The organism is Frankia sp. CgJB1 (assembly GCF_977947065.1).
Window position 1 is genome coordinate 1 of sequence record NZ_CDWTNB010000067.1, and the last position, 19317, is coordinate 19317.

Annotated in this window: 22 protein-coding genes; 7 read left to right on the plus strand and 15 right to left on the minus strand. The window is 69.1% G+C overall.

Translation table 11 applies throughout. The annotated features are described in order from the left end of the window. A partial coding sequence (locus AC08OT_RS09805) for a TerD family protein (RefSeq protein WP_476602746.1) occupies window positions 1–545 on the minus strand: 545 nt, incomplete at its 3' end. Between the two features lie 287 nt (window positions 546–832). Between AC08OT_RS09805 and AC08OT_RS09810 the strand changes: the two genes are divergently transcribed. Continuing rightward, window positions 833–1822, plus strand: coding sequence for an aldo/keto reductase (locus AC08OT_RS09810; protein WP_462203528.1), 990 nt, complete (start codon window positions 833–835; stop codon window positions 1820–1822). Between the two features lie 29 nt (window positions 1823–1851). Here the strand turns inward: AC08OT_RS09810 and AC08OT_RS09815 are convergent, their stop codons facing one another. Continuing rightward, window positions 1852–2427 carry an Ntn hydrolase family protein gene (locus AC08OT_RS09815; RefSeq protein WP_476592619.1) on the minus strand — a complete coding sequence of 192 codons (576 nt, stop codon included), beginning with the start codon at window positions 2425–2427 and terminating at the stop codon, window positions 1852–1854. A 190-nt stretch (window positions 2428–2617) separates the two neighbouring features. Here AC08OT_RS09815 and AC08OT_RS09820 point away from each other — a divergent pair, with 190 nt between their 5' ends. Then, window positions 2618–3397, plus strand: a complete 780-nt coding sequence (locus AC08OT_RS09820; protein WP_476592618.1) for a sporulation protein — start codon at window positions 2618–2620, stop codon at window positions 3395–3397. A gap of 57 nt (window positions 3398–3454) precedes the next feature. Then, complete coding sequence (locus AC08OT_RS09825) at window positions 3455–3880, plus strand: GNAT family N-acetyltransferase (RefSeq protein WP_011437295.1); 426 nt, start codon at window positions 3455–3457, stop codon at window positions 3878–3880. 110 nt (window positions 3881–3990) lie between these two features. On the opposite strand, the gene AC08OT_RS09830 is transcribed toward AC08OT_RS09825, so the two are convergent. Continuing rightward, window positions 3991–4311, minus strand: coding sequence for a hypothetical protein (locus AC08OT_RS09830; protein ID WP_476592617.1), 321 nt, complete (start codon window positions 4309–4311; stop codon window positions 3991–3993). Window positions 4312–4703: 392 nt separating this feature from the next. Between AC08OT_RS09830 and AC08OT_RS09835 the strand changes: the two genes are divergently transcribed. After that, the gene (locus tag AC08OT_RS09835; RefSeq protein ID WP_462203530.1) at window positions 4704–5309 is read left to right on the plus strand and encodes a class IV adenylate cyclase; all 606 of its coding nucleotides are present in this window, start codon (window positions 4704–4706) and stop codon (window positions 5307–5309) included. On the opposite strand, the gene tmk is transcribed toward AC08OT_RS09835, so the two are convergent. Genes tmk through AC08OT_RS09870 form a run of 7 tightly spaced genes read right to left on the minus strand, consistent with a single transcriptional unit; the run spans window position 5231 to window position 9069 of the window. Further along, window positions 5231–5857, minus strand: coding sequence for a dTMP kinase (gene tmk / locus AC08OT_RS09840; RefSeq protein ID WP_476592616.1), 627 nt, complete (start codon window positions 5855–5857; stop codon window positions 5231–5233). The genes AC08OT_RS09835 and tmk overlap by 79 nt on opposite strands. Beyond that, window positions 5854–5982 (minus strand): hypothetical protein, encoded by a 129-nt coding sequence (locus AC08OT_RS09845; RefSeq protein WP_476592615.1) that lies wholly within the window; start codon window positions 5980–5982, stop codon window positions 5854–5856. The genes tmk and AC08OT_RS09845 overlap by 4 nt, the downstream gene beginning before the upstream one ends. 23 nt (window positions 5983–6005) lie before the next feature. Next, entirely contained in the window at window positions 6006–7028 is a 1023-nt protein-coding gene (locus tag AC08OT_RS09850; RefSeq protein ID WP_476602747.1) for a B12-binding domain-containing radical SAM protein, read from the minus strand. Next, the gene (locus AC08OT_RS09855; RefSeq protein WP_476592613.1) at window positions 7025–7318 is read right to left on the minus strand and encodes a hypothetical protein; all 294 of its coding nucleotides are present in this window, start codon (window positions 7316–7318) and stop codon (window positions 7025–7027) included. The genes AC08OT_RS09850 and AC08OT_RS09855 overlap by 4 nt, the downstream gene beginning before the upstream one ends. Further along, window positions 7302–8108 (minus strand): DNA glycosylase family protein, encoded by an 807-nt coding sequence (locus AC08OT_RS09860; RefSeq protein ID WP_476592612.1) that lies wholly within the window; start codon window positions 8106–8108, stop codon window positions 7302–7304. The genes AC08OT_RS09855 and AC08OT_RS09860 overlap by 17 nt, the downstream gene beginning before the upstream one ends. A 47-nt stretch (window positions 8109–8155) precedes the next feature. After that, a complete protein-coding gene (locus AC08OT_RS09865) occupies window positions 8156–8761 on the minus strand; it encodes an ATP-binding protein (protein WP_476592611.1) in 606 nt (201 codons plus the stop codon). After that, window positions 8758–9069, minus strand: a complete 312-nt coding sequence (locus tag AC08OT_RS09870) for a hypothetical protein (protein WP_476592610.1) — start codon at window positions 9067–9069, stop codon at window positions 8758–8760. The genes AC08OT_RS09865 and AC08OT_RS09870 overlap by 4 nt, the downstream gene beginning before the upstream one ends. Before the next feature lie 358 nt (window positions 9070–9427). Here AC08OT_RS09870 and AC08OT_RS09875 point away from each other — a divergent pair, with 358 nt between their 5' ends. After that, the gene (locus AC08OT_RS09875; RefSeq protein WP_476592609.1) at window positions 9428–10735 is read left to right on the plus strand and encodes a DNA-binding protein; all 1308 of its coding nucleotides are present in this window, start codon (window positions 9428–9430) and stop codon (window positions 10733–10735) included. Here the strand turns inward: AC08OT_RS09875 and AC08OT_RS09880 are convergent. Then, window positions 10732–11433 carry an HAD family hydrolase gene (locus tag AC08OT_RS09880; RefSeq protein WP_476592608.1) on the minus strand — a complete coding sequence of 234 codons (702 nt, stop codon included), beginning with the start codon at window positions 11431–11433 and terminating at the stop codon, window positions 10732–10734. The genes AC08OT_RS09875 and AC08OT_RS09880 overlap by 4 nt on opposite strands. Before the next feature lie 125 nt (window positions 11434–11558). Here AC08OT_RS09880 and AC08OT_RS09885 point away from each other — a divergent pair, with 125 nt between their 5' ends. Further along, a complete protein-coding gene (locus tag AC08OT_RS09885; RefSeq protein ID WP_476602748.1) occupies window positions 11559–11732 on the plus strand; it encodes a hypothetical protein in 174 nt (57 codons plus the stop codon). A 606-nt stretch (window positions 11733–12338) separates the two neighbouring features. Here the strand turns inward: AC08OT_RS09885 and AC08OT_RS09890 are convergent. The 4 genes from AC08OT_RS09890 to AC08OT_RS09905 form a co-directional block, all read right to left on the minus strand. After that, on the minus strand, window positions 12339–12542 hold the full coding sequence (locus AC08OT_RS09890) for a hypothetical protein (protein ID WP_476595617.1): 204 nt from the start codon (window positions 12540–12542) through the stop codon (window positions 12339–12341). Window positions 12543–12777: 235 nt separating this feature from the next. After that, complete coding sequence (locus tag AC08OT_RS09895) at window positions 12778–13569, minus strand: alpha/beta hydrolase family protein (protein ID WP_476592607.1); 792 nt, start codon at window positions 13567–13569, stop codon at window positions 12778–12780. A 355-nt stretch (window positions 13570–13924) separates the two neighbouring features. Further along, window positions 13925–15709, minus strand: coding sequence for an N-acetylglutaminylglutamine amidotransferase (locus AC08OT_RS09900; protein ID WP_476592606.1), 1785 nt, complete (start codon window positions 15707–15709; stop codon window positions 13925–13927). 265 nt (window positions 15710–15974) lie between these two features. Then, window positions 15975–18563, minus strand: a complete 2589-nt coding sequence (locus tag AC08OT_RS09905) for a glutamate--cysteine ligase (protein ID WP_476592605.1) — start codon at window positions 18561–18563, stop codon at window positions 15975–15977. Between the two features lie 404 nt (window positions 18564–18967). Between AC08OT_RS09905 and AC08OT_RS09910 the strand changes: the two genes are divergently transcribed. Next, on the plus strand, window positions 18968–19317 hold a 350-nt coding region (locus AC08OT_RS09910; protein WP_476592604.1), incomplete at its 3' end, for an SLOG cluster 4 domain-containing protein.

The window sequence follows — 19317 nt, forward strand, 5'->3', positions numbered from 1 at the left end:
GGGGCCGGCGGCGGCGCCTCGTCGGCGACCTCACCGCCGTAAGAGCGGATGAGCTCGGCCAGTCCCCCCTGGAACCCCTGGCCCACGGCGGCGATCCGCCACACGCCCTTGCGGTAGATATCGGCGATCATCACGGCGCGCTCGCTGGTGAAGTCGGCGCCGGTGAAGGAGTAGCGCAGCACCTCGGTTCCCGCGACGACGATCCGCAGGTACCCCGACGAGATCGCCGAGGCGCTACCGGCACCGTCGAGGGCGGCGCAGAACGACAGCCGGCCGATCGAGGCAGGCACCTGGTCAAGGGTGACCCGGAACGCCTGACTGTCGCCGGCCTGCGGCCCGAGGAGCTGGATGGACTTCTCCGGCGACGCCGGCTGGTTGAAGAAGACGAAGTAGCGGTCGTCGGTGAGGCGATCGGCGCCGTCCAGGCCGAAGCAGGAGATGTCCCACTCCCCCGGCGCATTGATCTGGATCCCGACGTACAGGTCGGTGCCCGGGGTGATCGTCGACAGCTGCGCCTTCTGCCCTCGACTGAACTGGGTGACCAACACGCTCCCTCCACCTGGCGTTCCGTGACGGACCGGCACAACCATTACCTACCGGCATTACCGTGCCCAACCGGCCAGCCGGCACCCGCCCGCATCCGCACGAACCGGACTGCCGGCAAACTAGCAGCTGCCGGAGGGTACAGCCGAACACGTCGGCGCCGGGAACGCTGTCGATCCCCGGACAAGACGATTCGCGGACAAGACGATCCCCCGACGACACCGGCATCGGAGCGGCTACCGGTGACGCTCCTCTCGCGCCCCGGCACGGTCGGGCGTTCACTGGACAGATGCGCTACGTCGAGGGCATCACGACAGCCAGCAGTAAGAAGATATCCAAGATCGGCCTCGGAACCTGGCAGTTCGGGTCCAGGGAGTGGGGGTACGGGGCGAGCTACGCCGACACCGAGGCCGGGCGCATCGTGCGCCGGGCCCTCGAACTCGGGGTGACGCTGTTCGACTCCGCCGAGATCTACGGGATGGGGCGCAGCGAACGCATCCTCGGCTCGGCGCTGGCCGGGATCCCGGACGCGCTGGACCGGGCGTATGTGGCGACGAAGCTGTTCCCCGTGCTCCCGCTGGCTCCGATCGTCGAGCAGCGGGCGGTCGCGAGCGCGAACCGGCTCGGGGTGCACCGCATCGACCTGTACCAGGTCCACCAGCCCAATCCGGTGATCAGGGACGGCCAGACGATGCGCGGGATGGCGGCGCTGCGCACCATCGGCCTCGTCGGGGACGTCGGGGTCAGCAACTACTCGCTGACCCGCTGGCAGGACGCCGAGGCGGCGCTCGGCGCGCCCATCCTGTCCAACCAGGTCGAGTACAGCCTGGTTCGGCGCAGGCGGGGCGAGGAGCTGCTGGCGTTCGCCGCCCGGGAGTCCCGGGTCGTGATCGCCTGGAGCCCGCTGAGCCAGGGGCTGCTCTCGGGCCGCTACGACGTCACGAACCGCCCGACCGGGCGGATCCGCGCGATAAACCCGCTGTTCCTCACCGAGAACCTGGCCCGCGCCACCCCGCTGCTCGACGTCCTACGCGAGGTCGCCGCCACGCACGACGCCACCCCCGCCCAGATCGCGCTGGCCTGGGCGATCCATCATCCGTCGGTCGTCGCGATCCCGGGGGCGTCCAGCGTCGCCCAGGTGGAGAGCAACGCCGCCGCGGCCGACATCACGCTCACTGAGGACGAGTACGGCACGTTGACCGCCGCCGCGCAACGCTTCGAACCGCTCGCCGGCACGTCGGCCTTCGCCGCACTGGCCGCGGAACGGCTCCACCGCTGACCGCTGTCCGGCCAGTCCGAGGCGTCCGGTCAGTCCGGGGCGTCGTAGGTGGTCACGTCGTCGGAGGAGATGTCGTCGGAGGAGATGATGTGGAACGGCGGGCACACCCCGGTCGAGTGGTGGGCCGCGGCCTCCAGCGCCATCCGGACCCGCTGTTTCGGGTCGAGGCCCCGGGTGCTGTGCAGCGAGCCGCAAGCGTACTCGTCGCCGCTGCCGACCGCGTAGTAGTCGTCCACGCTGCGGCCGATCTGGTAGTCCGAGTCGATGCGGTAGAGGTGTCCGCGGACGCCGACCAGGAACAGCCCGCCGCTCTCATTGCCGGAGTCGTTGCGGGCGAAGCCGCCGTCGCGCAGGCAGTCCCGGACCACCGCGATGAAGTCCGTCGCCATGAACCGATCGAGATCCCAGTCCTGCGGGACCGGGGGCACGAGGCTGTAGCGGAGCAGCTGGCCCATCCGGAACGAATCAGTGAACCCCATAATGAACTCACTGTTACGAAATACCTTGGTATCCGCACGGACAGTGATAGACCAGCCGGCGACACCGGCGCTGTCCCCACCGATCACGACCCGGCCGTCCTGCTGTACCCCGACGATGCAGGTCACGAAGCGGATATGGTACCGGTTCGCCCCGAAGCCGGACGCCGTACCCCATCCGCGCCACCGGCCCGTTGACGCGCCCCGCCCGCTGTCACCCTGCCGACCCGGGAGCGGTTCCGGCGATCCAGTCGTCCTGCGGATGTGAGAACGTGTCCTACGCACACACGAGAATGGGAATGGAAGAGGACGGGCACCCATGGGGATGAAGCGGTTCATGTCGCGGCTCGGCGTGGGCGGGGCCGAGGTCGAGACCGTGCTGGACCGTCCGGAGACCCTGCCGGGCCAGGTCGTGACCGGTCTGACCACCGTTACCGGCGGCAAGGTCGAGCAGAAGATCGAGAAGGTCCTCGTCACGCTCGAGGCGACCGTCGAGGTCGAGACCGACGACTCGACCTGGCACGAGCAGATCACCTTCGGTACCCAGCAGATCGGCGGCGACTTCACTATCCACCCGGAGCAGCAGATCAGCGGCCGCTTCGAGCTGCCCGTGCCGTGGCAGACCCCGATCACCGACATCGGCGGGTGGCACCTGCACGGGATGAAGATCGGGGTGCGGACCAAGCTGGCCATCCCCGGGGCGGTGGACCCGGGTGACCTCGACGCGGTGAACGTGCACCCGCTGCCCGTCCAGGAGGCGGTGCTCACCTCCCTCGGTGACCTCGGCTTCCACTTCAGGTCCGCCGACGTCGAGAAGGGCCGCCTACACGGCTCCGACCTGCTCTTCTACCAGGAGATCGAGCTGAAGCCGTCGGGCGAGTACGCCCGGCGCATCTCCGAACTGGAAGTCATCTTCCTCGTCGACGGCTCCGGGGTGGACGTCGTCCTGGAGGCCGACCGCCGCGGCGGGCTGCTGTCCTCCGGCGGCGACGAGCTCAGCCGGTTCCGGCTCGGCCACCACGACACCGACCGGCACCAGCTCGCCGGGCTGCTCCACCAGCAGCTGGAGCACCTGGGCCGCCGCCGCGGCTGGTTCTGAGCGCTCCACCCGTCCGGGGACATCGGCTCACCTGGTGAAGCTGCAAGAATACGGTATGTGAAGATCGAGGAGCTGGAGGCGGATCGTACCTGGCTGGCGTTCGACCCCATGCGGCAGCTTCGGCCGCATCTGACCTCCACCGGGTTCGTCAAGCTCGTCAACGAGGTCCAGCGCCCCGAGGGATACCGCCTGGTCGCGTCGTGGGACGGGGAGCTGGGACGGGTGGTCGCGGCGGTCGGATTCCGGCAGGTGACCTCGCTCGCCTACGGGCGGCATCTGGTCATCGACGACCTGTCCACGATCCTGGCGGCGCGGGGGCGGGGGCACGCCACCCGGCTGCTCGCCTGGAGTGAACGGGAGGCGCGCCGGCTCGGCTGCGAACATATCCATCTCGACGCCGGCACCCACCGCTACGAGGCGCACCGGCTCTACCTGCGGACCGGCTTCACGATCGCGGCCTTCCACTTCACCCGCCGACTCTGAGATCGGGTGGCCCAGGGGATTCGCATCCTTGGGCCACCCGACCTCAAGCCGCATCGGTCCGGGTCCTGGCTCAATCGTCGCGCCGATCCGGGCTTCGTCGCCCAGGGGCTTCACGTGCTCAGCCCGGCGATCACTATGAAGAACCGGTGCGCCCGGTCGTGCGGCCACACCCGCGACAGCCCCGCGCCCACGAGCATCCCGCACACCGTCCGCCGGCCGGTCGCGGCGAGCATCCCGCAGGCCAGCGCACGGAACACCTGGAACGTCGGCGCGGTGAAACACGGCCAGAAGAACGGCCAGGGAAGACGGTACAGTGAGATCTGGGAGCATCGGCGTCCACTTTTTCGAGCTGGTTTAGGAAGCGCCGATGCTCCCGCCACCAGCCCGTCGGACAGCCTGCTTCCCTTACCGGCACGCCGCAGCCGTGCCACACCCGGACACCACCATCCGGTCAATGGATTAAATCAACGTGCTTTAATGCCCATCGCAGAGCAATCAAGAAAACTGCGAAACTCTAGTTATTCACTAAGCCAATTATATTGTGAGTGCTTAGGATTCGGAATGAAATAAATTGTTCACTTCGGGGTCTTCGCGAGCCCGTTACCTGCGAAGACGCATATTGGCTTGCATTAATTAATTCATTACGAATTCTTAGGTTGCCGCAAGACAGCTGCCCCGCGCGCCAAGTTATTCCACACACAACCATCTGGGGACGGTTATCAAGCTGGTCCAGCATTGACCGTTCCCCTCGGGCTCCCTCATAGGCAGCATCGGGGTTCCGTTACAATTTTGCCTGCTACCTCATAACCTATAGGGAGACGTTGTGCGCGAGGTTGAAGTCAAGTATTCCGTGTCGGACCTGGAGGCAGTGCTTGGCGCGCTCAGTGGGCGGGGTATCAACCTCGGCGAGGCGGTGTACCAGGACGACCAGGCCTTCGCCCCGCTCGGCTGGTCCTTCGGAGACAGCAAGCTTGGCGTGTCATTCCTGCGGCTGCGCACGGTGAACGGCCGCCACTGGTTCGCCCTCAAGCAGCCGGGCGCCAACGCCCAGGACTGCTTGGAGTACGAGACGGAAGTGGCGGACCGCCAGCAGATGCACGAGGCGATCCTTCGCATGGGCTACTGGGCGACGGTCCGGGTTGCCAAGTTCCGGCGGACCGGCCGGCATGGCGAGGTTTCGTTGTGCCTGGATGAGCTGGAAGGGGTCGGGACGTTCCTGGAGCTGGAACGCATGGTGCCCGACGACGCGCCGGCCGCCGCCGTGCAGGAGGAGTTGGCGGCCTTCGTGGCGTCGCTGGGGGTGGAAGCCGTACGCACGGTGGAGACGTACGACTCCTTGGTACGGGCCGCTCAAGAAGCGGTACGGGTGCCCTCCAGCCGGGAGAGCACAGACGCCGCCAGTACGGCGGCCACTTCCTCCCCCGTCTGAGCCCCGATGTCGTGGCACAGCACGGCGTAGCCGGCAGCTTCCATCTCGGCGGCAACGGTCCGGTAGGCATCTGCTTCGGCTGCACCGGCCTCCGGGCCGCCACGGTGGAAGCGGCTGTAGAGGCCGCGCTGGGCCGCCCGCTCGCGGGAGCGGACGGGGTCGCCCGCGAGGATGACCGTCAGATCGGGCCGGTCGGCCGCGGCCGCCAACGTCCATAGGAAGTCGGCGGGCACGCCGTCGAGGCCTTGAAGCACCAGGGAAGACGCCGCATATCGGTCGCACACCACGACAGTGCCAGCTGCCAGTGCCGGGCGGATCTCCATTTCAAGGTGCTGGTAGCGGTCGGCCGCCACCAGGCAGGCGAGGGTGATCTCCTGGTAGTCGTCAGTACCGAAGCGGGTCAGGCTGCCCAGGGGGCTGGCGGTGGGCTCCTTGGTCGCCAGCACCGGCAGCCCGGCGCCGGCGAGTTGCCGGGCCAGGGCGGCCGTGACCGTGCTCTTGCCGATGCCGCTGGGGCCGTCGATGGCGAGGAAAAAGCCGGTAGTCATCGGCGGACGCTGGAACGGGCGTGCTGCTCGCGGGACAGCTCCACCAGGGCGGCCCGCACCTCATCTACGGTGGCTTCCCCGAACCGGATGTTGACCGAGAAGTTGAACTCGTCGCGCCCGCGCATGGCTTCGTCAAGGCCGCCAACGGTTAGGTCAACGGCGGTGTAGGCCAGAAGCTGCGCAGGCTGGTAGCGGCCGGTGGCCACGATGCGGTCCCACTCCGGCGTGCCGGGATACGGGCGGAACTCGAAGACGGAGGCCCGGAAGTCCCTGGCTGGCCGTCCGCCACCTCCCACAGCTCCCTGACGTGGCGGACGGTGGCCGCCAACTCCTCGCGCGTCTCTGTGGGGAAGCCCAGGATGAAGTAGCCCTTCACCGAGATGCCGCGCTCGGTGAGGCGACGGACCACGGAGCGGGTCATATCGTGGTTGATCCGTTTGCCCATGTACCCAAGCAGCCGCTCACTGCCGGACTCGACACCCAGAGCAACTTCCCGCAGGCCGTTGGCGGCCAGTACATCCAACAGGGCGTCATCGGCCCGATGCAGGATGTTGATACGGCCGGTGGCATCCCAGACGAAGCGCTCCCCGAGGCGGGCGGCGGTGAAGGCCTCCATGCACTGCCGGATGAACCGCTCGTAACCGAGAAAAAGATCATCGACGAAGCGGAAAGCGGTTACGCCGCCCGTGGCGTGCAGCACCTCCATCTCGGCGATAATGCCGGCAGGGGTGCGGGTGCGGATGGTGATGTCCGGGTTGGCGCTGACGGCGGCGCCACAAAATGAGCAGTCGTACAGGCAGCCGCGGGCACCGACCATGTTGGCCTCGACGCGGCCGTCTGGCGCCTGGTACGGGTCGCCCACCAGAAACCGGCGGTCGACGAAGGGCAGGCGGTCCACATCTGGGGCCAGGTGGTGGCCCGCGCCCGGCTGGCCGCCAGTGACGGGCTGGTGAAGGATGGGGTCGAGCCACATCACGCCGGGTAGGTCGGCGCGGGAGCGCTTGTCCTGCAAGAGTTCTGCCACGCGGGTTTCGCCCTCGCCAAGCACCAGGGCTTCGAGCGCCCCGAAGCGGGGGTCGGCGATGATGGCTTTGGGCATGGCCTTGGCCTGGTGCCCGCCGACCATGACCATGATGTCCCGGTCCAGGCCGGCGGCGATTTCGGCGCTCACCTCGTAGGTGGGGCCAAGAGGTTGAAGCCGGCCCAGCGCGGGCCGAGGCTGTTCATCAGCTGATAGGTCTCTTTGATGCCGAGTCCCAAGGCTTCGGCGTCAAGTACGCCGACGTTGAAGCCCTGGCTGCTCGCGTAGGTAGCGATGTAGGCCATGCCCAGTACCGGCAAGGTGAAGTCGTTCACCCGTGGGCGCAGGCCGTAGTCACGCAAGGGGGCGTTGATAAAAACGGCGTCGAGCGGGCGGTTCAGGTCGGCGCCTAGGACGGGGCCGTCATCCAATGTCTCCATGTTGCGATCCCCAAGCAAGGGTCAGGAGGGTCAAGGTCGATAGGTGTTCCCCCGCCAGATGCCGCCACTGAGCGCCGAAGGCACGCTCGTTATGGAACCAGTGGTGCGCCGGGGCAGCCCGCCCCGCCCACGTGCGTACGGCTAGATCGGCGTAGGGGTACAGGTCCCAGGTATTGGTGTAGTCGGCAACGGCCGCGCCGGCCGTCCAAGGGCCGATCCTCTGGACGCTCTGCAATTCGTCGATGAGGGCCGGTAGGGACAGACGCTTCCAGTTTTCGCCGTGGGCCAGGTAGGCCGTGGCGGCGGCCCGGAGCGCTGCCCGCTTGAAAGCGATCCCAAGCTCTCCGTATTGTTCGTCGTCCAGCTCCAGGAGTTTTTCCGGACTCGGAAACAGGCCGTAGGTGTCGCCGTCCGGCAGGGCCGCCTGCTGCCCGTGGGCTGCGCACAGCTGTCGGTAGAGCTTCTTGGACTGGCCCGCCCGGATGACCTGGCGCAGGATCGCGGTCGCCAGCGCCTCCCACAGCGAGGGGTTGCGGAAGCGGCCCACGTTGCCCAGGCCAGCCAGCTCCTTGGCCAGCTCCGGCACTTCACTGGCAGCGCCGTCCGGCATCCCGAAGACATCCGCCAGCGGCTCCGCCTCGTCGCCGCCCAGCGCCGTGAGCGTGAGGTTGCCGCCGTGAACCTCCGCCAAGACCGGGCCGCCCGGCAACGCAAATACGCGGCGTACCCCGGTATCGGCGGGAAGCCAGGCGGGGTATTCGGTCATCCAGCGGTCTGCGGAAAACGGCATGAGGAAACTCCGGAAGTACGGCTGTATTGGGCGAGGATATGACGCTATTATCTCATGGCGTCGCTCCGGGGTAGGCGGCCGTCCATGGCGCGCAGGCCATCGAGCCCCCGTTTCAGTACGGCCATGTCATCGAAAACCAACCCAGGATCGGCACGTGCAACCGTGGGCCGGCGGTGTGGGAGAAGTGGGCCCGACTCCTCAGCTTCGGACGGCACCGGTGCCTCAATCTGGCACCAGGTAACTTTGCCAACTCCGGTGGGCGACGGGTAATAGGCTGCCGCAAGGCTCAGGGCTTCGACAATGTGGAGACCCCGACCGCTCTCACGATCAAGATATTGAACCTGAAGTTCAGGCGGCTTCGGGTTACGATCCCAGATTTCGATGATGAGGCTTCGCGCGGCCCAGCTGATGCGCATGGATACAATAGACCTTAAGCTACCACCCGAACTTTCTGTGGCCCGGACGGCATTGGTAATGAGTTCTGAAATCAACAGTGCCGTGGTGTCGAGAAGATCTGTAAGTCCCCAGCCCTCCAGCAGCCCGGCCGCCGCCTGCCGCGCCAAGGCCGGGGCCGTGGTGGCGGCGGCGAACTGGTGGACGCTCGCACGCAGGTGGGCGGCTGGCTGGGGCGCGGTGCTGGCCGGAAGGTTCATGCCGGCCCCGGGGAGGGGGTGGCCGGCGAAACGGTGAGCACCCGGGCGCCCAACACCTCGATCTCCACTTCGATGGCCTGCCGGACGGCGGGCAACCGGCGCAGTTCCGCGGTGACGGCCTCGGTTCGCTCCTCCAAGGCCGCCTGCTGCACAGCGGTGGTGAGCAGGTCGCCCGCGTCGCAAGCGAGCACGACCCCGGCGGCTTCCAACCGTCCCAACGCCGCCCCGAGCCCTTCAGCAATGAGCCGCAGCGCCGCGCCGCCCGGCGGCCCCAGCCCAGAGTCTTGCCCTTCGGTGTCCCTGTCCACCGATTTCCTCCCCTCCTGGCACGGATGGATGACGCCCGAGGCCGGGGAGCGGGGTCCTCAGACCCGGCCCCGGGCGCCTTGGTCCTCAGCGTGAGCGGGCGGAACGGATACGGCCATGACGGGCCATGTATGACGGCTATACGTGCCGCCGCCGGTTCCCCACCTGGCGTTACCAACACCCCTTTACACTGCTGCCGAGCGCACTGGGACGACCACGAACGGGGCAGTCGGGGGCATGGACGGGGCATCAGGCCGCTACTGCCGGTCCTGCGGGAGCCGCCTAGCCCGCGACAACGCGGCCGGGTCCTGTGCCCCGTGCCAGCGCAAACAGGAGCAGCTTCGCCTTCAGGCCCCGGTGGTGCCCGATCACTTCTGGCAGACCGATGAACTGCGCGACGCCCTGGCTAGCTGGCACATCGGCCGGGTGATCGCCGCCTACCGCCGCAACCCTTGGCACGGCAGGGTGCTGTCTCAGGAACTGGTCGGCGGCTGGGCCGACATCTCCCAGGTGCAGCTATCCCGCATCGAGTCCGGCCCGCCCATCAAGGACTTGGACCGGCTCATGATGTGGGCCCGGACCTTGCGCATCCCCGCTCACCTGCTGTGGTTCCAGCTTCCGGAACAGCGAACCGCACCCATCGCGGCGGCCCCGCCGCCGGCATCCGCGGGGCCAGACCTGCCCGCGCTGCTGGGCAGCCTGACGGCTGGGCGCCTCCCGCTGGCCGCCGGCGAGACCCGTAGCCCCACCATCGGCATCTCCGCCTTCGAGGGCATGACCACGGGCCAGAGCGCCGAACTGCTACTCAAGTTGTTCTTGCAGCTTGACGACGAACTGGGCGGGGACAGCCTGTACCTGCCCCTCTCCCGGTACGTAGCCCGGATGGCGGTGACGGTGGCGCAGGACCCCGGCGACAGGTTGCTTCCCTTCGGCCAGCTCGCCCAGATGACAGGGTGGCTGGCACTAGACGCCGACCACCACGGGCAAGCCCGACGCTATTTCACCACCACGATCTACGTTGCCCACGAGAGCGATGAACCGGGCCTGGCCGCCAGCGCCCTGGGCTACATGAGCCTTCAGGAGACCTACCGGGGGCAGCGGGGGCCGGCGCTGTCGCTCGCGCAAACGGCGCTGGCCTCCGGGACGGCCGGCCTCACGCCGCTGACCAAGACGATGCTGGGCACGCGGCTGGCCCGTGCCCAAGCCGGAGTTGGCGACCAGGACCGCTGCCGGCGCACCCTCGATGCCGCCCGCACCGACTTCGAGCGTGCCGGCCACCGGGATGAGCCACTGTGGGTGTCCTACATCGACGAGGTGGAAGTGGCCGCCCAGGAAGGCGCCTGCCTCCTCGAACTGGGCCAAACCGGCGAAACCGCATCGGCGCTGACCAGGGCGATTGGCCTGCTTACCCACCAGGCACCCCACCGCGTCCGAGACCGGGTGCATTATTTGTCCCGACTGGCGAAATGCCATCTGCGGGCCGGTGACGTTGAGCAGGCCTGCCAGACGGCGGCTGACGCCCTGGCCCTGAGCGAAGCCATCGGCTCGAAGCGGGTGGCCCTGCGCCTCAAGGAATTTGCGGATGGGCTTGAGCCCTTCGGCACCGTGCCCGCGGCGCGGGACTTCGGCGAGCGGTTCCGGCTGGCAACCGCCGGCCCCGGCAGCTAGCCCACGAGTCCGAGGACAGCAGCTTGGAGTGCGCGGGACCGGGTGAGGTCCGGCAAAACGGCGTCGGCCCTGGCGGCTTCGAGGTTCCCCACGCTGCTGCTGCCGGTGGCAACCCCCACTGCCCGCACGCCAGCGTCGTGGGCGCCCTTCACATCGTGCGGCGTATCGCCGATCACCACCACCCGGGTCCGGGGGAAGCTCACCTGGTGGGCGGCTTCGGCCCGCTTGATCGCGAGCCGAACCAACACGGCCCGGTCGCTGTCGTCGTCCCCATAGCCGCCCACCGCCAAGTCCAGATGATCCGTGAGCTCGAAGGCGGCTAGCTTAACTTCGGCGATGGAGCGCAGGTTGCCGGTCACGACGGACTGCACCACATCCTCGGCAATCAACGCCGCAATGGCTTCATTGGCACCGGGCAGGCTGCGGCCGGCGCCCCGCATCCGGTCCTGGAGCTGCCGGGCCGCCTCGCCCAGGGCGTCGTAAAAGGCCGGTAGCAGCGGCTCCGGCTCCGTGATCCCGCCAAGCCGGAGGGTCTCGATGATGATGGCCCGCTCCGTGCGGCCGGTCATGTCGGCCAGCTGCTCCATGGGGCTGCCGGTGACGAGCTGGTAGGCGCGGGCGTAGATGTCCCGGCCGACGCCCTTGATCTCAAGCAGCGTGTGGTCGATGTCCCAGAGGATGAGGGCGGGTTCGGTCACGGGGCCATGATCTCATAGCAGGCGAAGCTGGTGGTCCTGACCGGTGGCCCCTCCGCAGCCTGGATAGCCGCTCTTGACCGGCACCGGCACCCTTGCCCGCGCCGTTCAACAGAAGTACAGCAAGGTTGCACCAGCCTCCTGCCCTCGACAACTCCGCGCGGGCCTGGGTGGTGGAGCTAGCGCGCGCCGCCTGGCGCATGTTCGTCGCTGCCTGCCTGGCCATCCACGTCACGCACTGCATCCTGAGCGGCCGCAAGCGCCCCCAGCGCCGTAACTTGCCAAGCATCCGGCCGCCCTGAACTTGACTTTCGCGGTTATACGGCGTTGGTGTCCCAGGCCAGTCGGAGGGTGTGGAGTTCTGCCGGGGTCGATGGTTCGGGGCGAGTGGGTTGATATTTGGCGGCGATGAGGACGCGGCGGAGCTTGGCGGCCATGTCGGCGGTGGAGGGGCGGGTTTTGGTGGTGTACCAGGAGGCGCGCGGGTGTGGTGGTCGGTGGCGTCGTCGGGGTGGTGACCGGCGGTGGCGTACCAGACGGTGGTCAGGGTCTGGCAGGTCAGGCCGAACGGGACGGTGCGCTCGATCGCGGCTTTTGCCCGGTTGTGGGCTTGCCCGACGCCGAAGATCTGCTTGGCGTCCGCGATCGCGACCTCCATGGACCATCTCGCCGCGTACCGTTCGATGATCTGCGCTGGTTTGGTGAGGGCGTCGGTGGTGACCAGGGCCAGGTCGTAGGTGCCGGCGCGGTCTGCGTTGTTGCGGACGAGGATCACGGTGACCGGGCAGGTGGCGAACACCCCATATCACAGGCAGGACACGGCGGCGGCGTGCACGGTGGTGGTGCGGCCGTAGCGGGGTGAGCCCGTACAGGGCGGCGTCCTTGCGTAGCCGGGTGGTCCAGGTCATCTAGACGGGCAGGGTGCGTAGCTCGTCCCCGGCGTAGGCGGCGTCGCCGACCGTGTGGATCGTCCGCCCGGGCATGGCGGTGGCCAGTTTCTCGGTCATGCGGGCGGCCAGCCACAGCCGGGATGCGGAGGTGGTGTCCTTGCGGACCAGAGCGTGTCGTCGACCGCGACCGTGACTGGCGCTCCGGCGGGGACGAGCAGGCACACCACGAGCCGGGCTAGGACCAGCCCGACCTCGTCGACGGACCAGTGTCTGGATGGTAAACAGAGACTGCAAGAACAACGGCCTGTCACCGCCGGAATCCCGGCAGAGCCATTTTCTTTGGCAGACCCGTACCGGACTGTCCGCGCACAGCACAGCGTCAGCGAGCTCGAACAGCGCGTCCGACCACCGGGTCAAATCTTTGGCAAGAAACCAGGATCAGCAGGAGGTCGGGGAGTCAGGGGGCCAGCAGCCGGGGGGTCAGCCAGTCGACGACGGCTCGGACAAACGACCTGCGGTGGCGCAGATCCGCGATCTCGTGCCCCTCGCCGGGAAAGAGCAGGTAACGGCAGTCGACGCCGCGAGCGAGGGCCGCGGCGACCGTCTGCTCGGCCTCGATCACCGGGACGTTGGTGTCGTTCTCCCCGTGCACGACGAGCAGCGGCGCGGCGAGGGCGCTCATCCGGTGCAGCGGGGACAGCGCCCGCAGCAACGCCGGCTCGGTGCGTGGATCACCGTACTTGGTGACCGCGGACGCGGCGATCCACGGCTCGGTGTACTGATAGAAGCTCTCCAGATCAACCATCCCGCAGACGTCCACCCCGACCCGGAACAGCTCCGGGAGCTGGACCATCGCCGCCAGCGTCAGATAGCCGCCGTAGGAGCGGCCGGCGACGCCGATCTGGTCCGGGTCGGCCAGGCCCGTCGCGACCAGATGCGTCACGCAGCTGCGGACGTCGGCGATGCCACTGAACCGACGATGGGTGTGGTCCGCCTCCTCGAACGACCGGCCGAATCCGGTGGAGCCGCGCACGTTCGGCGCGAACACCGCGATCCCCCGGGCGAGCACGGCCTGGAACAGCGGGTTGTAGACGGGACGCTCCTGCGCCTCCGGGCCGCCGTGCAGGTGGAGCAGGGTCGGGACCGGTCCTCGCGGGCCGTGCGGGCGGGTACCACCAACCGGACAGTTCCCGGCCGTCGTGGGCTGGCAGGGCGCACGGCACCGGACGGACCAGCCGCGGGTGGTCACCGGTGCGGGGCCCGGGGATCCCGGGTACGCGCGCCGGCGCGGATGGCCCGGATGGCGCGGGTGGCCCGGGTGGCACAGCGCGGGGGCGCCGCCGCGATCGCCGACGAAGGCGAGCCGACCATGCGGGCCGGTACTCGGTGCGCGACAGCTCGCCGCCGGGACGCCCGGAGTCGACGGTGTGCGGCACCGCCGGCTGCGTCACCACCGGCCGCGCCACCGCCGGCCGCGCCACCGCCGGCCGTCCCACCACCGGCCGTCCCACCACCGGCCGTCCCACCGCGGGTCGGATCATGTCACTCCAAGGGATCATGCGACTCGGTCGTGCGACGTACGTGGGTCGTGCGACCTACGTAGATCACGCGACCGTGTGGGTCTGGAGCCACATCTCGAGCAGCGCGGCCTGCCACAGGGCGTTCGCGCCGAGCGTCGTGCGGTTGTCGTTCGGGGCGGCGAGCATCGTCCGGACCCACACCGGCCGGAACAGGCCCCGCGTCTTCGCCGCCGGATCGGTGAGCGCCTCGCGCACCCGGTCCAGGAACGGCCCGTCGAGATGACGGATCGCCGGCACCGGGAAATACCCCTTGGGTCGGTCGATGACGTCGACCGGCATCAGCGGACGGCCGATGTTCTTGAGCACGCCCTTGCCGCCGGAGGCGAGCTTCAGCTCCGGCGGGCAGGCGGCGGCGAGCTCGACCAGCTCGTGGTCGAGGAAGGGGGTGCGGGCCTCGAGCCCCGCGGCCATCGTCATGTTGTCGACCCGTTTCACGGGGTCGTCAACGAGCATGATCGTCGAGTCGATGCGCAGCGCGGCGTCGACGGCGGTCTCGGCGCCCGGCCGGGCGAAGTGGGAGGCGACGAAGTACCGGCTGGCATCGGCCTCGATGAGATGGTGCGGCTCCACCATCGCGGGCAGGTCCCGGTGCGGTCGGTCGGCGAAGACCCGCAGGTAGGCGTCGACGGCGTCGGTCCGCCCAACACCCGCCAGCGGCGGATACCAGGAATACCCGGCGAAGACCTCGTCGGCGCCCTGCCCCGACTGCACGACCTTGACGTGCCGGGAGACCTCCTGGGAGAGCAGGTAGAAGGCCACGCAGTCGTGGCTGACCATCGGCTCGCTCATCGCGGCGATGGCCGCGTCGACGGCGGGCAGCAGCCTCGTCCCCGGCACCCGGATCTGGTGATGGTCGGTATCGAAATACCGGGCGATGACGTCGGAGTAGACGAACTCGTTGCCGGGCTCGCCGCCGACGGCCTCGAACCCGACACTGAAGGTCGCGAGATCCTTCTGCCCCGCCTCGGCGAGCAGCGCGACGATCAGACTGGAGTCCAGCCCACCGGACAGCAGCACGCCGACCGGGACGTCGGCGACCATCCGGCGGCGCACCGCGAGGCGCAGCCGCTCGGCGATCGCGTCCTGCCAGTCACGGGCGGTCCAGTCCGCGTGCGCGGGATCGCGGGTGAAGCTGGGACGCCAGTACAGGTCGTCGGTCGAGGTGCCGTCCGGTTCCACCACCCGCACGGTCGCCGCGGGCAGCTTGCGCACCCCGGCCAGAATCGTGTGCGGGGCGGGCACCACGGAATGGAACGACAGGTAGTGGTGAAAGGCGACCAGGTCGATGTCGGAGGAGACGCCGCCGCCGGCGAGCAGGGCCGGCAGGGTGGAGGCGAACCGCAGGCGCTCGCTGTTCCCGGTGAGGTAGAGCGGCTTGATCCCGAGCCGGTCCCGGGCGAGGATCAGCCGCCCGCTGTCCCGCTCGGCGATGGCGAAGGCGAACATCCCGGCGAAGTGGTCGACGCAGCGTCTCCCCCACCGGTGGTACGCCTTGCCGATCACCTCCGTGTCGGAGGTGGAGAAGAAGCGGTAGCCGGCCGCGACCAGCTCGTCACGCAGCTCCTGATAATTGTAGATGCACCCGTTGAACACCGTGGTCAGGCCGAGCTCGTTGTCCACCATGGGCTGGGCACCGCGCTCGGACAAATCGATGATCTTCAGGCGACGGTGCCCGAACGCAACTGGGCCGGCGGACCACACTCCCACGCCGTCCGGGCCCCGCGGCACCATCGTCGCGGTCATCCGCACCACCGCGTCGACGTTCGCTCCCCGGCCGTCGAATCTCAGCTCGCCACTCAGCCCGCACATGTGCGCTCCCGTCAATCGATGAAGTCAGGCGAGATCCATTCCCCGGGGCTTCCTTCCCGATACCGCAGCCGTTGATTACGACCTCACTCTCGAGGACGGAGATTTCACAACAGTGTCCGCGATGTTGCCAACTCCCTCGGTCGCCAACCCGCGCGGAACCGCAGTGCACCCGCGACGGAGCACCCCGCGACGGAAGACCGGGCCACCCTGGATCAGACTACGGAGAGTAGCGGTCACGGAACGGTTGACGACGGGGAATCACCGGCTAACGGCGGGGAATCCAGGTGTCCTTGGACCCCCCGCCCTGTGAGGAGTTGACGATCAGACTGCCGGGAGGCGCCACCCGGCTGAGCGCCGCGGGCACCACCCGCGGCTCCCGCCCGGCGTAGACGAAGACCCGCAGATCCACCGCGCAGGGTTCGAGATGGCTGTCGTGCCAGGTCGGATGGGTCGACAGCGACACCAGTTCCTGGCCGATCCACTGCCGGGGATCGGCCAGGATCCGCTCGCGGACCTCGGTGAGCCGGTAGGGCTCGGCGCGCGGCCCGATGACCACGCCGGACCCGCCGTACCCGTCGACCGGCTTCACCACCAGTTGATCGAGGTTGTCCAGCACGTGTTCACACTGCTCCGGGTCACCGCAGACATAGGTCGGCACGTCGTCGAGCACCGGCTGCTCGCCCAGGTAGTAGGTGACCATCCGCGGGACGTAGGCGTAGACGACCTTGTCGTCACCCACCCCGTTACCCAGAGCGTTCGCCATGCCGACCCGGCGGGCCCGGATCGCGCGCAGCAGCGGGAGCCCCAACGGGGTGCCGTCGGCTCCGAGGGCGCCGAACAGGTCGTCCTCGTCCATCCGGCGGTAGAGGACGTCGACGCGGCACCGCCGGGAGCCGTCGATCCGGTGGACGACGTCGTTGTCGTCGACCAGCAGATCCGCCGGTTCCACCAGCGCAACGCCCATCTTCTCGGCGAGCAGGGAATGCTCGAAGTACGCCGCGTCGGTCTTCCCGCCGGTCAGCACGGCCACCGCCGGTTCCCCCGCGGCCGCCGCCGGGGCCGCCGCGACCAGCGCCTCGTGCAGCAGGGCGGATATACCGTCCAGCCGCAGGATGCCGGCCGGCGGACCGAGCTCCGGCAGCACCGACTCGGCGAGCCGCCGGCCTTCCACGGCGTAGGCGATACCGGACGGGACGCGCAGGTTGTCCTCCAGCACCAGCCAGCCGCCGTCGCCACCGCCGCGGACCAGGTCGATGCCGGCGACGGTCACCCGGATGGCGTCCGGGCCGGCGGCGCGACCGCCGTGGCGCAGGCTCGGCGCGTCGTTGACCACCCAGGCCGGCACGATCCCGTCGGCGACGGCCGCCCGCTCGCCGTAGATGTCGTGCAGGAACGCCTCCAAGGCCCGGACCCGCTGGCTCAGCCCGGTCGTCAGGGTCGTCCAGTCGTCGGCGGCGATGATCCGCGGGACCAGGTCGAACGGAAAGGGACGGCTGGTGGAGTCCCCCGAGGCCCGGAAGATGATCCCCCGGTCGTTCTGCTCGGCCTCGCGCGTCCCGACCCGTTCGTCGAGGATGCCCGGGCCGAGCCGTTCCAAGGTGCGCATGACGGCCCGGTACTGGGGACGGACCGCGCCGCGGGCATCGACGATCTCGTCGTACCCGGTCGGCTGGTAGCGCTCGAGCAGCCGCGGCGCAATCTGGTCGGAGGCGGACACGGCGGGCGCGCTCCCCAGCGCGGCCGCCGCCCCCGCGGGCGGGACGTCGCGGGTCTCGGCCAGCACCAGATCCGCGACGTCGGTGAGCAGACCCCGACGGGCGAAGGCCCGGCGCTGGCGGTGCGCGGAGCTGCCCCGGCCAACGGCCTGTTCGGCCAGGTTGTCGATGAGCTCCCAGTCGTCGAACCGTTCGAGCTGCGGGCGGACCTCGGTGAGCAGCCGGCGCAGCATGGCCTGGGCCGGTATAGGGCCGGTACCGAGGATGTCGACGAGGTCGCCCTCCAGGCCGGACCGGGCCGCCCGCCAGGTCGCCGCGCGCAGCAGCTCCGCGCGCGGCGGCGGGGCCTGGCCGCCGGCCTCAATCTTCTCGATGGCCTGGCACACCAGCGCCCGGAACAGCCCGGCGATGAGGATGACGTTGTCGACGTCCGGGCAGGCATCGCAGATGCGCAGCTCGACGGTGGGCAGGTGGGCCGACGGGCGGACGTCGAAGTAGACCATCCCCGGGTCGCTGATCACCCCGGACTTGATCAGGTCCGCCACGAGCTGATCGTACTCGGCGGCGGTCCGGAAGGACCCGGCGACCCCCGCGGTCGGCCAGCGCTGCCACACCAGCGTGCGCATGCTCGCGTAGCCACTGTCGGCACCCATCCAGAACGGCGAGCTGGCCGAGAGCGCCAGCAGCATCGGCAGCCACGGCGCGGTCCAGGCGACGACGGCCATCGCGAGGTCACGGTCGGCCACGTCGACGTGCACCTGAGCGCCGCAGATGAGCTGCTCGCGCGCGACGATCTGGTAGTCCTCAGTCATCTGCTCGTAACGGTCGTCCCGGGAGACGTCGAGCAGATCCATGTCCACGATCGGCACGGTGCCCGCGGCGGCCGGCCCGAGCCCAAGCTCGCCGGTCACCTCCGCGAGTCGCCGCCGCAGATCGAGCAGGTTCGTCCGCAGCTCCAGCAGATCCGCCGTCGGCTGACTGTTCGTCTCGACAACCGATTTCAATAGCTCTGGGGAGAACGAGTCCCCGTCGAGCCGGCGGAGGATTTCCTCGGCCCTGGGAACGAGCTGACGGGTGGTGAGATCGAGGATGTGAAATTCCTCCTCGACGCCGACGGCCACGATTCGTGCGTCGCTCATGGCGGGCTACGCTACGGCCTGCCGGTTACACATGCGTGTCACAGCTATGACCCGCCTCGGGAAGAATCCCGCATTACTCGCCACGGACCTGCACCCCCACCCTTGTCGTCGCCGGGTACCGGCCGCCACCCAACGCCTCGCCCGAGGCCTCGCCCCGGCCCACCTGCGTGACCACGACCACTCGACCACGACCACTCTCGCCCGGTCTCGTCCGGCCCGTCCATCCGGTCCGTCGGCCCTGCTGGCGGGGCCGGCGGCCCCAACAGGGTCTCTACTATCCCGCCGGGCCTCGATAAAACGTGACGAAACGTGCAGGGCGCGGACTCTCCGATGTGGCTGTCCGATGCGGCTGTCCGATGCGGCGCGCGGTCGCTCGACCGGCTCACCGGCGGGAGGATCGACGGATGCGGCGGGACGGGCGGATGCGGCGGGACGAGGTCTACATCGGGGTGATCGGGCCGGCCAAGGCCACCGTCCGTGAGGTCGCCACCGCCGAGTCCGTCGGACGGCGTCTCGCCGAGGTCGGCTGGTACGTCGTCTGCGGGGGCCTGGGCAGGATCATGGCAGCGGCCTGCCGGGGCGCCCGATCGGTCGGCGGGACGACGATCGGGCTGCTGTCGGGCCTGTCCCGGGACGAGGGAAACGACCATCTCACCGTCAGCCTCCCGACCGGGCTGGGCGAGCTGCGCAACGGCCTGCTCGTCCGCGGCAGCGACGCGTTGGTCGCCGTCGGCGGAAGCTCGGCAGCCCCTGA

Coding starts and splice junctions, on each gene's coding strand:
- AC08OT_RS09845 (WP_476592615.1), bottom strand. CDS start 5,982: ATGCGCGGGCGCGACGAGTTCAACTTCTCGGTCAACATCCGGTTCGGG.
- AC08OT_RS09860 (WP_476592612.1), bottom strand. CDS start 8,108: ATGCCGTTTTCCGCAGACCGCTGGATGACCGAATACCCCGCCTGGCTT.
- AC08OT_RS09900 (WP_476592606.1), bottom strand. CDS start 15,709: ATGTGCGGGCTGAGTGGCGAGCTGAGATTCGACGGCCGGGGAGCGAAC.
- AC08OT_RS09810 (WP_462203528.1), top strand. CDS start 833: ATGCGCTACGTCGAGGGCATCACGACAGCCAGCAGTAAGAAGATATCC.
- AC08OT_RS09855 (WP_476592613.1), bottom strand. CDS start 7,318: ATGGAGACATTGGATGACGGCCCCGTCCTAGGCGCCGACCTGAACCGC.
- AC08OT_RS09905 (WP_476592605.1), bottom strand. CDS start 18,563: ATGAGCGACGCACGAATCGTGGCCGTCGGCGTCGAGGAGGAATTTCAC.
- tmk (WP_476592616.1), bottom strand. CDS start 5,857: ATGACTACCGGCTTTTTCCTCGCCATCGACGGCCCCAGCGGCATCGGC.
- AC08OT_RS09865 (WP_476592611.1), bottom strand. CDS start 8,761: ATGAACCTTCCGGCCAGCACCGCGCCCCAGCCAGCCGCCCACCTGCGT.
- AC08OT_RS09820 (WP_476592618.1), top strand. CDS start 2,618: ATGGGGATGAAGCGGTTCATGTCGCGGCTCGGCGTGGGCGGGGCCGAG.